The organism is Pseudogemmobacter bohemicus (assembly GCF_003290025.1).
GTDB classification, from domain to species: domain Bacteria; phylum Pseudomonadota; class Alphaproteobacteria; order Rhodobacterales; family Rhodobacteraceae; genus Pseudogemmobacter; species Pseudogemmobacter bohemicus.
In genome coordinates this window covers 1-12,055 of record NZ_QNHG01000001.1, presented here as the reverse complement: position 1 = coordinate 12,055, position 12,055 = coordinate 1, and the positions used below count along the sequence as shown (strand labels likewise).

8 protein-coding genes and 1 pseudogene are annotated in these 12,055 nt (G+C 62.7%); 3 read left to right on the top strand and 6 right to left on the bottom strand.

Annotated elements, in window-relative coordinates; genetic code table 11:
* The 3 genes from DRF71_RS00040 to DRF71_RS28920 all read right to left on the bottom strand — a co-directional run.
* The coding region (locus DRF71_RS00040) for an NERD domain-containing protein (protein ID WP_157970985.1) at window positions 1-1,529 on the bottom strand (1,529 nt) is incomplete at its 3' end.
* A gap of 4 nt (window positions 1,530-1,533) precedes the next feature.
* Complete coding sequence (locus tag DRF71_RS00035) at window positions 1,534-2,079, bottom strand: Zn-binding domain-containing protein (RefSeq protein ID WP_157970841.1); 546 nt, start codon at window positions 2,077-2,079, stop codon at window positions 1,534-1,536.
* Between the two features lie 538 nt (window positions 2,080-2,617).
* A complete protein-coding gene (locus DRF71_RS28920; RefSeq protein WP_269814314.1) occupies window positions 2,618-2,749 on the bottom strand; it encodes a hypothetical protein in 132 nt (43 codons plus the stop codon).
* Between DRF71_RS28920 and DRF71_RS00030 the strand changes: the two genes are divergently transcribed.
* The 3 genes from DRF71_RS00030 to DRF71_RS00020 all read left to right on the top strand — a co-directional run bounded on the left by DRF71_RS00030 (window position 2,741) and on the right by DRF71_RS00020 (window position 9,225).
* On the top strand, window positions 2,741-5,698 hold the full coding sequence (locus tag DRF71_RS00030) for a hypothetical protein (RefSeq protein WP_157970840.1): 2,958 nt from the start codon (window positions 2,741-2,743) through the stop codon (window positions 5,696-5,698). The genes DRF71_RS28920 and DRF71_RS00030 overlap by 9 nt on opposite strands.
* A complete protein-coding gene (locus DRF71_RS00025; RefSeq protein WP_112308621.1) occupies window positions 5,691-8,768 on the top strand; it encodes an SNF2-related protein in 3,078 nt (1,025 codons plus the stop codon). Before DRF71_RS00030 ends, DRF71_RS00025 begins: the two co-directional genes overlap by 8 nt.
* A gap of 250 nt (window positions 8,769-9,018) precedes the next feature.
* Window positions 9,019-9,225: a Pam3-gp28 family putative phage holin gene (locus DRF71_RS00020; protein ID WP_232831225.1), complete on the top strand. Its 207-nt coding sequence runs from the start codon at window positions 9,019-9,021 to the stop codon at window positions 9,223-9,225.
* A gap of 256 nt (window positions 9,226-9,481) precedes the next feature.
* On the opposite strand, the gene DRF71_RS00015 is transcribed toward DRF71_RS00020, so the two are convergent.
* The 3 genes and pseudogenes from DRF71_RS00015 to DRF71_RS00005 form a co-directional block, all read right to left on the bottom strand.
* Window positions 9,482-10,417 carry a plasmid partitioning protein RepB C-terminal domain-containing protein gene (locus DRF71_RS00015; RefSeq protein WP_112308620.1) on the bottom strand — a complete coding sequence of 312 codons (936 nt, stop codon included), beginning with the start codon at window positions 10,415-10,417 and terminating at the stop codon, window positions 9,482-9,484.
* Window positions 10,414-11,277: a ParB/RepB/Spo0J family partition protein gene (locus DRF71_RS00010; RefSeq protein ID WP_198672025.1), complete on the bottom strand. Its 864-nt coding sequence runs from the start codon at window positions 11,275-11,277 to the stop codon at window positions 10,414-10,416. Before DRF71_RS00010 ends, DRF71_RS00015 begins: the two co-directional genes overlap by 4 nt.
* Before the next feature lie 23 nt (window positions 11,278-11,300).
* Window positions 11,301-12,055, bottom strand: a pseudogene (locus DRF71_RS00005) (recombinase family protein); the annotation flags it as partial.

The window sequence follows — 12,055 nt, the reverse complement described above, 5'->3', positions numbered from 1 at the left end:
AGGTTGAAACGTCGCGCGGTGTCACACCAGATGCGGTTTTTACCGCGCAGGTCCGAGGCAGAGATCGGCACCGCACCGCCGATTTGCGCGTGGGAGAAAAGCCCGCATTTATCGCGTGCGCCCCCGGTCAGGATCGCGACATCTGACGCTTGCAGCTGCGCGGTCTTGATAAGATCGGCCACAAAGGCGCTGGCGTTGGTATAGGCTTGCTCTTTGCATTTGACCTCGATCCAATCGACGGGCTGCCCGGCGGGCCCGGCCGAAATCGCGCCGCGCGCGTCATACCAGGGCGTCAGGCAGCGGTGAATCGCGCGGGTATTGCGCAGATTGCGGATCAAGCGGAACGACAGTTTTGGCAGTTCATCGACAAAGCTTTGCGCGCCGCCATAGATCCGCTGGTTGTCATCAAAGAAGACATGGAATGTGCTGGCGTCCATGTCTTTCAAAGACAGCCGCAGGGTGTCATACCATTCGCGGTCAAAGTCCTGGCCCTCATCGACAATGATCGCGTCATAGGCAAGGTCAGGGCGGGCCTGCATCGCTTGTTCCAACGCATTGGGCAGGGTCTTGCTATAGAATACTGGGCCTTGGAGATCGGGCACCGAAACTTTGGCCTGATGGGCCACCTTGCCGCAAAGTTCATGAAACCCGGCGATTGTCAGGTTCTCTACCTCGCCGACAAGTCCCTTCAGATGCGCCGCAAGCGCGTTGTTAAAGCACGTGAGCAAGGTGCGATCCCCTGCTTTGGCGCAACGCATGGACTTTTCCAGCGCAAGCAGGGTCTTGCCAGTACCAGCCGCCCCGGCAATGGCCATTTGCGGATTTCCAGCCAGCGATTCCAACACATAGGCCTGTTCGGCAGTCAGAAGTTCGATCTTCTTCATGTCATGGGCCAGCGCACTGGCCAGATGCGGACGCAGTTCAAATTCGGCCGCAATGATTTCGTGAAGCGCCCTCATGCCCTCGGGGCCAAGCGGATCGCAGGCCTTGGCACCCCGCATCAGCGCCTCGCGCACCCAGTCCCCCAGTTTACCCGCACCAATTTCATTGCCAAAGGCAAAGAGCTCCAACGGAGCGTCGGCGCCCAGGTCTTTCGTGGGGCGGCTGTTGTCGGGCAGAACCACACCATGACACATGTTAAGGGTCCGTCTTGACAGGGCCGCGAGCCTTTTAAGCCTGCGGTTCAGCTCGTGCTTGCCTTCCATCGCCTGGGTCACTGGACTACGCTTAAGGTTATAGGGCGTGCCGCTGCCCGAAACCGAAACCCACTGGCCCTGATCGTTGCAAGACACCGTGCCGCCCTTAACCTCGATCGCCAGAACCCCCAGATCTGCATGGGCCACAACGAAATCAACCTCGCCATCGCGGCCTGTGCCGTCAGGACGAAAGCGGTGCCAGGGGCGCGACCAATAGACGGTGAAATCGCCCCCCAACTCACGGTCAAGCGATTGATATACATGCCGTTCTGCCCGTCGCTTGGGATCGGCCAGCAAAAGCTCTGGTATCTCGGACGGAACCATCTTTGCCATAAAATCAATATCCTGACGGGAAGAATGCAAGGGAGAGAGGCGTTTCACCAGGTTGCGACTGTTCTTCGGGCGTGCCGGTCACCAAGGCGCGGTCAAGGTATTGATTGAAATGCTCGCAAGCGGTTTCAGGCAGGAAGCAGCAAGCATGACAAGCCGCATGGTTGCCGCTGTCGAACAGGGCCGCCAGCCCGTCCGAGCACAAGGGGTCAGATGAGCACCAGCGCGTGTCGTCAATCGCTTTGCGCAGGGTCGCGCCAAAGCGTTCGGCGCGCCCTTCGCGCGACAAGCCGCCCAGTGTGCCGTCGGCGCCGGGGGCCGAGGTGTAGATCAGGAACCCGGCCATGTCGCTGCCCTCGGGCCCGGAGTAGAGACGCTCGCGGACCGAAGAGCTGGAATAGCCACAGTCAAGGGACAGACGGTCAATGACGGCGTGACATAGGGTATGGATCAGGACACGCCGGGCTGTCAGCGGCCAAGGGGCCACCGGCGTTCCGCCCCGCGCTTTGGCCGCCTGTTCCAGCTGCGCGTTCAGCGCCGCGAACCGACCCAACACCCGGCACCAGCACGCAGCGCGGCGCAAGTGGCACCAAAAGCAAATGGCCAAACCCCACGCCCGTGCCAAACACCCCCACCGCCAAAAGCGCCGCCACAATCTCATCCGCAATCATCGCGGCGCGACTGTGCCAAGCCTCGTGCCAGCCAAGCAGCCCTGCCAACCATGCGGTGGCTTCCTTTACAGGCATGTAGGGCGCAGAAGTGGTATAGGCACAAACCGCGTCGGCCATATCGGGCGTCGCAGGGGCACGCGACTGGGCCAAAGATGCCATCATGCGTTCAAGTGCTGTGGTCTCGGCCTCAAATTCGAGCTGCGGGCGGACAGGACCAAGGAGTTTATGAAAATGCATCGACCGCCAAACAATATCATACCCGTCCCGGCCCCGGCCGGGCTGACCGGCGAGAGCGGGAACATAATGCACTGGATACAGCCCATGGACGAAAATCAAGCCTTTTTCGTGGCTTATTGACAAGTTTCCGCGCGCCACCCAAACTGCCGCAAACAGATTTGGGTGATTATGTTTGGTTCCGCATTAGAGTTGCTCAGACAGTTTGACCACGCCCTTGTTGCGCAATTTCAGGCCTTGCGCGGCCAGCGCGGCACCGATCCGGTCTTCCTTATCGAACATGGGCTCGACCCAGAGGCTTTGGCCGAAATGCTTCACCTGGTCGGCACCTATGCCCGGATGGAAGGGCTTGCACCGGCGCGCTGGCCCAATGCAACCCTGCCCCTCGCCGTGGCGATCACCGAAACCGGCTATGGCTATCGCGGCACGGGCACCGAATTCTGGCCCCGTCTGTCGCGCGATTTGGGGGTGGTGATATCAGGTGCCGACCGTCTGGCCGTGCGCGCGCTGTTTGAGCGGCTAAGCCAGCGGCTCGGCACGCCTCAGCCACACCGCAGCGATTGGGCCCGCAACTACAGCAACATCGCTTGGCCGATCCGCAACGCTCTGGCGCCGCTGGAGATACACCGCCCACTAGCCGCCGCGCTTGGCAAAGTGGCACAGATGGGCGGACCGGGTCTTGATGACGACGAGTTCTACCGACGGCTGGTCGGCATTGCCGGGGGGCTGTGGTCCGGGCGGCTGTCAGACTGGCTGGAAGACCGAACGCTGGCCATTGCCCTCGGGCGCAGCTTGCTGACCGGCGAGGAAAGTGCGGCCCGGCTGGAATCCGGGGCGTTGGCGCGGATCGGGCGGGATATCCGGATGGATGCCGAATGCCGCCAGGTCTTGCGTCAGGCGCGCCGCGTGCTGCGCAACCCGTCCCGCAAATCCGCAGCAATACCCCCAAGAGCGACTTGGCTGGCCTCCGTCTCGGCCTCTTCCCGGACCGGCGTTGATGGTAGGGGCATACCCGTGTTGGACGGACTTTGGCTGCAGGGGCCCAAGTCAGACGAAGCGGTCGCAGCCAACCAAAGCGCGCTGTTGACTATCGCGGGGCAGGCCCAAAGCCGGGTTTTTTTGCGCGACTTTCTACAAGGAGCCATCCTGGCCCTGCCCGACATCGGGCGCGCGTTTGAGCCCGCCCTTATTCATCTGTCAGGCCGCTCAGACAGCGCTGAAGATCTTCTGGCAGCTCTGACCCCCGCACTGCCCTCGGTTTTTCGCTGGGCCGAAACAGGCGGGCTTTTGGCAGCGCTTGGCCGAAACGATGTGGTGCACCCCGGCGAGCTGGTGCTGCAAATCCTGCAAGACCGCCCGGACGGCCCGGCAAGACCCGCCGGGGCGCAGGTTTTGGACTGCCCAAACGGCATTTTGGCTTGGGTGGCGGAGGCCAGCACCTGCCGCATAGCCCTGACCGAAGCGGGGGTGCGTTTGGCCAACTCGCATCTGGCCGAGTTTGCCTGTGCGGGTCGCATTGTCCGTGACGGCACCCGCCTAATGCCCCCCGCCGACACGCCGCTTTTCCTGCGGGCGATGTGTGAGGGACTGCAGGTCAGCCTTGGCAAACCCGGCGCGACCGCTGCCAGCGTGGGGACGGTCATGGCGCTGGGCGATGTTGCAATGCTGCCCGCCTCTGACGGCGCCATCGCGCTGCATTTGCAGGCAGGCGGACAAGTCAGCGGCTTGGCGGAAACGTGGGAAATCGCCCCCTACTCCGACCCATCCGCTGCCCCGCGTGCCTTTGCCTGCGATGCGCGTCCCGCGCAGCCCAGCCTTGCTGACCTGCGGTCAGGGGCCTTGGTCTTGTCGTTCGCAAGCCCGGTGGCGCTTGGCCCGGTCATCCTGCAAATCGGTTTGTCCCGCAACGGTGCAGCACTTGCCCGGCAAGACTTCGCCCTGCCTGGCCTACCGGCCCGCCTAACCTTTACCGCCCCTGAATTGGAGGAGCTGCGCGCCGCGGCCTATCAGGCCGCCGCCTATGAAGAGGCATGGTGGACCCTGACCGTCACAGTGCCCGGGCTGGGAGAGTTTACATTCCCGTTACCCCGGCGACCACAAGAGCTAGACCGCGTGCCGGGGCAAATCGCCTGGCGCGCTGATAACGCAGAAGATGGGGGCGAAGATACGGCCGGGGTTAGGGCGATTATCGGGCCGGGTCTAGGCGCGCGGGCGCTGGCCCCGCTATTGAGCCAAGATGGTGCCAACCATCCCGAAGCTGTGGACGACATTCGGCTTTATTTGCCCGATGTGCCCGGCCTTGCGGCTCTGCGGGCTGGGTTGATCGAGGGCAAGGCCCTGCTTTTCGGTCAGTCAGCCCAGCCCGCGCCCTTGGCTCTGGCTCGTTCGGTTGCTCCGATTGGCGACAAACACGGGCTGGCAACACTTTGCGAGGCGCTGGTAGCCTGGAAGTCGGCCGAGGCGCCAAGCTTTCTGGTTGATGCACGGCGCACGGAGATTGTCCGCTTTCTTGAAAACAGCCTTCTTGTGGCCCTTTGTGGCCAAGACTGGCTGACCGCCGAGGCCCAAGACCGCCGCCGCCCCGTCAGCCTTGCCCGCCAGATGGCCGAAGGTGCTGTGTCCGAAGGGCTGGCCTTGGGCCCCGAGTTTCCCCAGATCACGCCTGAAGACCAGCCACACTTGATCGATGCCCTGACACAGCGCTTTGCTAATGCCTTGGCATGTGTCAACCTATCAGATCGCGCCCCCGGACCGGCGCTGACCGAAGACGAGGCGGCGCTGTTAGATGCAGCGGTGGATGCGGCCTATGCCGACCTGTCGGCGAGCCTTGAACTACGCGGCGAACCCGTGCTGGAGGAAAGCGATGCCTATTCCCCCGCCGATCGCTGGCAAAGACTGTCCGACCGCAGCTGGACCCAGCAGGCGCAGTCGCCATTCCGGCACCTGATCTTGCCCGAAAGCCGGTGGGAATCCTTGCAAGCCACCACCTATGCTCGGCTGTCCGATGATGATCTGGTCAGCATGTTGACCCGGTGCCACATGGATATCAGCCGGACCGCCGGAATCGACTGGGTCGGACCACAGGTGCTGAGGAGCGGACTGCTGCTGTGGCTTGCCCCCAACCAACTGCTGGAAACCGAAGCCTGGCGAGACCATCTGGCGCGGCTCTTGTCCGATCGCCACACTGCGCGGGCAATTCGCTATGTCGCGCTGCGACTGGGCCGGGCCGAACGTGCTGCGGCGGACAGGATGATACCCCATGTCTGATCTGCACAGCTTTGATCCCTACCACGTCTTCATTGCCACCGCCCATGCCCTGCGCCGCAGGGCCGAGCGCGGGGCGCTGGCCATGGGGGCGACCTTTGGCGTCGCCGCCGAACCCTTGCCGTTCCAACTGGCCACCGTCACCCATATCCTGTCGGATCAGCGCATTCGACATCTGATCGCCGACGAGGTGGGGCTTGGCAAAACCATTCAAGCGATCATGGTGCTGAACGCGCTGCGCAGCGCCGACCCCGCCCATCAAACCGCCATCGTCGCCCCCGAACGCCTGTTGGCTCAGTGGCACGAAGAGCTTTGGACCCGGGGGCATATCCTAGGCCATGTCGTCGATGACACTGACCGCACCCGGATGCAGGCCTGGCTTGAGGCCGGGGCAGCCGGGCTTGAGCGCGCCGACGATGACCATCCCGCCGCGCGCCATCGCACGGCCAGCGCACTTTTGCTGCGGCCCCGTGACATTGCCGATCATCCCGACTGGCTGGATCCGGTGCGCCAGCACATGCTGGTGATCGACGAGCCGCAATCCCTGCCGCGCGAGGTGCTCGACCGCCTTAGCCAAAAGGCCGACGAAAGCCGCAACGACGAAGCGGCCTATCGCCAGCTGCTGGTGCTGTCGGCCACGCCGCGGCTGGGCGATCCAGTTTGGCGCGACATTATCTTTAGGCTCCTAGAACCGGAAAAGGCCCGTCTGGCCCAAGATTTGGGCCTGTCCGCCACGGCCTTTATCGAACAACGGGAACTGCAAGCCGCGCAGGCGCTGGTTGGCCTGCCCTCGGACGCCATTTCCAACGAAGGGGCCATCGCTTACCGCTGCGAGGCGCCGACGCGCCGCATCACCCGGCAGACGAGGGCGGATTGGGGGGCATATTTCCCTGCCCGCGACAACCAGCTTTGCCTGTTTGACCCGAACGCCTCGGAAATCGGCCGTCTGAGGTTGATCCAGACGCTTATTGCAGGGCGCACCCGAGGTGATGGGGGAACCGTCCCCAGCCTTGATGCCCCACCCTGGACCACAGTGCGCGGGTTGCTACGCTCGCGCCGTTCGGTGCGCGACGCCATCGACCGACTTGAACGCACGGCTCCGGGCATGGTGCAGGTGCGCAAGGACGCGTTGGAAGATTTCGGCGACTCCCGCCTTGAGGCCCTGACGGATATTCTTGCAGACATCTTTGGTGCCGAAAAGGACCGAGAACGCATTGGGAAACCCGCCCGCGCGCCGGAAAAGATTGTCGTCGTGGCCGGGGATGCGGGCACCATCGACATGCTGCAAGCCGTCCTGCCGCGCTACTTTCCCGACTTGGCCCCAGACGGTATCGCTGCCCTGCGCCGGTCGATGGCGGCCAGCGAGAGCAGCTTTGAAGACATCCGCGCCATGCAACAAGCGATCGAACCCTTTGTTCAGGGCCCTGCGCGCATCCTGTTGATCGGCGACTGGATCCAAGCCGGGCTGAACCTTCAACACAGCGCCCGCAACATGATCTTTTATAGCATGCCTTGGGACCCGCAGGCCATAGATCAGCTGATCGGCCGGATCGACCGGCTTAGCAAGGTTTCGATCCGTGCCGCACGCCATGGCCATCACATGCCCGCACGCATCCGACTTTGGCGGCTGGTCATGCGTGGCTCGCCAGAAGAGGGGCTGTCAAACGCGCTTGGCGCGCTGGGGGTGTTTGACAGCCCGCTGCCTCCGGTGTCGGAAGAGATCTGGACCGAGGTCAACCAACTGATTACCCAACTTCTGACCCATCCCGAGACCGGCAAAGGCGCAGCCTTGGCGCGCCTGTCCGACCTGAAAGCAACTTGGGCCGGGCGCGGCCTTGTCTCGCACCTTGACCATTTCGCGCCCTTGTCCAAGTCGCAGGTGCAGGCATTGGCGGACCGCGTCGGCGACATCGCAGATCGCCTGCACCTTGCCGATGAGCACGAAACCAGCGCGGCTGAGCGGGTCGAAGCGGCGAATGACGACTGGCTGCGTGCCTGTGCAAAAGCGGGCGGTTTTCTCTATGAACCCGGCCGCCCCGACAAATCCGATCCGCCGCGCCGGTATTCGGGCTTTTGGTATGCGTCTGGAAAAACCGAACCGCCCTTCCTGCTGACCGATATGGCACAGGGTCACGAATGGGATGACAAGGTGGCGCTGCTGGTGCGGCGCAAACATATGGCGGTGCCGCCCCACCGCTTTGTGCAGTTCAATGCCGCCGGCACTCAAACGCGCGACCTGCGTTTTTTTGACCATGGCGACAGCATTCACGACGGGCTGTGCCAAGGCTGGCTGGGCTTGGGCGGCCCAAACTTCTCCGTACAGCCGCAGGGCGAGTTGGTTATCAGGGTCGGCGAAACCCATCCGGCGCTGGCTTGGAACGGTCAGCCGATTGTGGTCACTCTTGCGGCCAGCCACCCTCTCCAATCGCCGCATTCCGGGGTTGCAAAGGAATTTGCCGCGGCCCTGGATTGGTTCGGAGCCACGGCCCGACAAAGCTATCTGGCGCGGCTGGACGAAGGCCTTGCCGCCGACCACCGCTGGATCCAATCCCTGATGCCCACCCGCTTTTCGGCCATGGCCTCGGTCCTGACCAAGGAAGGCTGGCACCGACTTGATCAACGACAGACCGCAATCCTGCTGCGCGCAAGGCCGGATCCGGACGACAAAAGCCGCATTCAAGGCCGGATGCAAAGACTGCTCACTCCGGCGGCGGCGGTCTGCAGCCAACACGTCAGCGCGATCGACGCCGAGCTGAGGGATTTGCGAACCGAGGATCTGCGCTACACGATAACAGCATGGACCGCCCGCAAGAAAGTGATCGAAGCGGAAAGTGGGACGCTAGCCCAAGTGTTCCGCAACCGCGCTGCGGCGCGCGGCAGGGTGGACAACCAAAGCATGGTCAATGCCCTGCGCGGTCAGGTCGAAGCCGACGAACGCCGCGCGACGCTGGCCGTTCTTATGGCCCAGACGCGCATCAAGCTTACCGGAGCGGCAATTGCCGCAGCTATTCAGTCCCATCCCCGCAGCCTGATGCATGCGAGCCTGCGCTTTGTCGCGCCTGAAGGCGGCTAGGAGTCTAGGACGTCCGCTTTGAAGCGTTGTGCCTCTCTATCAAGAATTTGAAACTGCAGGCACGCTAAGCCAACACGCCGCCGCGGGGACTGGGCAAGCGGCCCTGAACGGCACAACACCACCATCCCAGACCCCCGCCCTCACGCCGGTTTTTTTGCCCAAGGTTGTGCTGAAAGAGCCATCCACTGACCACAGACTCCACCGATGCCATCCGCTTGATCAAGAGCGGGTTGGATAAGCTCGGCCACCAATGAAATCTGAACTTGAGAAAACCATGCTGAAACCTGCAATGTTGGCACTGGTCCGCCAAATTCTGATCGTCGCTGGCACCGCGCTGGTCGCCAAGGGCAACGCACAAGCCTCGGACATCCGACCGGTCATCGGCGCGCTTCTGACCGTCGGGTCGGTGGTCTGGTCTGTCGCGGACAAGCGAGGATGCACAGAACTGCTGCGATGAGTCGTCACACGCGGGCGCGCCATCCCTCGACGGGTGGTCAGCCCAGAAAGACAGCGCGCCCATCTGGCATCGCAGGCATCCAGCCTGCTGGGACACCTGCGTGGTCGGCCATATGGCGGCCGACCGTGGTGGGCTTCGTGCGGGTTCGCCGCCATCCCCACCCCGCGCTTGATCCGACCCACCGTCCGGCGTCTCCCGCGGTCCCCGCGCTTTCGGGTCCGGGTCCCCTTCGTCCACTTGCAAAGCAATGGGCGAGCTATGCGCTCTCGCCGTTTTCTACCTCCGCCACCGGCACATGCTGTGTCAGCTGGGCGACGATCTGCCGAAACTCACTCAGGATTTCGCCATGACTCCTGGCGAGGTAACGTGCGAGGCGATCATTCTGAATAAGTCGCTCGACAAATCGGCCTGCCACAACGAGGCGGAGGTGATCCGGTCCAAGCGCGCCCTCAATCAGCTTGATGTTCTTCTGGAGATTGGCCATTTCCGAGCGCATCAGCTCAGCCTGTTCGCGTGTCACACCCGCGGGTGCCTTCTTTGCTGTCGGGTCAACCAGGTCAGCGGGGTCGGTCGCCGCAAGAATGGCCTCCACATAGGGCACCGTGTAATTGTTTGCGGCGATCATCAGTTCTGCTGCCTGAATCTGCCGCAAGGGCTTCATCTTGCGCAGGAATCGGAAACTGTTGATCGGACAATGCCGGGCTTTCAGCAGTTCGGCCGCTTCCGGACAAATGCCATTCAACAAGGTGCGCTTTTGCCGGATCAGCGCAATGTTCACATTCAAAGCGGCAGCGATGCGGGCTTCCGACACGCCTCGTTCGACCGCGCGCAGGATCATCTTGTGCTCCTGGATGGTGGCGAGACGGCTGATGCGCTTGTTGTAGGTGAAGGACTCGTCATCGGTGGCCACGAGGCAGATGACAGACGTCTCGCCCATTTCGTTCAACACATGCAGACGAACATGGCCATCGAGAAGGATGAAGGATCCGTCCTGCCCCGCGGTGTGGGCGACCACCGGCGGTTCGATCAGGCCGACCTCGCGGATCGACGCGGCGATTTGCCCATACTTCTGACTCTTGGGCACGGTGGTCGACAGCTGCTTCACCGGCAGGATTGCGGCAATCGGGATCAGTCGTAGGCTTGCCTCGAACCCGGGACTCTTTGGCGAAGGCATTTTCCCCATGAGTGTCATGCTCTTGGCTCCTGCAGCCCTTTAACGATGATGCTCGGAATGCTACCCAGCCCTTCCGCGCCAAGCAGGGTCAGAAAGGTCTCGTCCTTCAAAAGCGATTGAAATGCCGCGTCCAGAAACAGAAGGCTGCTGCGCGTTGTTTGTGCCCTCCGAACCATGTCCTGCTGACGCTCTGCCTCCACGCGATAGGCCTTGACCAGCGCCGCAGATGTCATCCGCGCGCGTGGCTGTTTGTTACGCGCGCCACCCCGCTGCTTGCCATGCCGCTGGCGCAACTCAACCAGCCGCCGTGCTTTCAGAAGCTTCTTCCCGCGTAATTCGCCCGAGGCATAGGCGGCTTCAAGCGCCTTCTGCACGTCCTTCTCCTCGGCACGCGTGATGTAGAGCGCGACGCTGAGCGGCATCTGACCGGTCTCAACCGCGATCAGCAGGCGTTCCTCGCCATTGGCGATCAACTCACCGATTTCATGGACATAGGCGAGGGAAAGCCCCGTCTTGTCGGCGATTTGATGGTCCGAATATCCCCGGTCGCGCAGGATGGTGATGTCCTGCAAAAGCTCGAGCGGCCGCTGCTGGCGCCGCGCGATGTTTTCGATAACGCTGCGCAGAAGCCGTTCAACCTCGTTCGCATCAACAACAATGGCCGGAATGTGGGTTTCCCCAAGGGCGACATAAGCCTCCATCCGTCCCTGACCGCAGACCAGCCGATACGAGGCCCCTGCCTCATCATCGATCCGGGCAACGGTGATCGGCTTTTTCAGCCCGACCTTGCCGATACTGTCCACGAGCGCGCGGAAGGTCTTTTCGGAGCGTTCGCGCGGGTTTTCCACGGTGATGGCGGAAATCGGGATGGTCTGCACTTCGCCCGGCGTTTCGACCTCGCTCACCATGGGGCAACCTCCGTAACCGGAACGCGCCGGGCAATGTCGAAGAAGAAATCCAGTGATTGAAATCGGAAAGCGTCCAGCATCAGACCATTCTCCTCTGCAAGCCCCAAGGGTTTGCGTCGCATCTCGAATTGGGGCAGCAGGTAATAGTCGAGCGCGGCGGTATTCGTTCGGTCCATTCGGATGGCGATGGTGATGTCGGGGCTAAGTCCCGCATCGAAGCGGATTTTCCAGCGCAGCCCGCCCGTGGTGGTTTCGCGGCAGCGGGCGACGACGACGGAGGCGGTGAATTCGTCATTGATGGTCAGCAGGTCGGTCACCGGACTGCGTGCCACCGTGCCGCCGATCCGGGTGATCTCGCGGATCACGCGCTCCACCTCCTCCCCGTGGAACAGCCGCAACAACCGGTTCACTTCGATGTAGTGGTAGTCCCGGTCCGGGGTGAAGCCGACGAGGGAGTAAGCCCGGATCAGGCTGCCGAAGCGATGGGCATAGGCGCCGCTGGATGGCATGCCGTCTGCTTCGTCGATCACGAGGCCAGAAATATAGCCATGGCGCTGGAGCAGCCGGGTCAGCCGATCCAGCATCTCCTCGTCCGAAAACCGTCGGTTCCGGGCGGCGATGATCGCCTGCACCTGTCGAAACTGTTTCGGCTCGACGACGGCCTCGAAGGCCCCCTCCGACCGTATCCACATCTCCGGGCCATTGGCTACCCGCTTGCGCTTCAGCTTGAAGGAGCGCCGGTTGTAGA

Coding starts and splice junctions, on each gene's coding strand:
- DRF71_RS00030 (WP_157970840.1), top strand. CDS start 2,741: ATGCTTCACCTGGTCGGCACCTATGCCCGGATGGAAGGGCTTGCACCG.
- DRF71_RS00025 (WP_112308621.1), top strand. CDS start 5,691: ATGTCTGATCTGCACAGCTTTGATCCCTACCACGTCTTCATTGCCACC.
- DRF71_RS00020 (WP_232831225.1), top strand. CDS start 9,019: ATGAAATCTGAACTTGAGAAAACCATGCTGAAACCTGCAATGTTGGCA.
- DRF71_RS00015 (WP_112308620.1), bottom strand. CDS start 10,417: ATGACACTCATGGGGAAAATGCCTTCGCCAAAGAGTCCCGGGTTCGAG.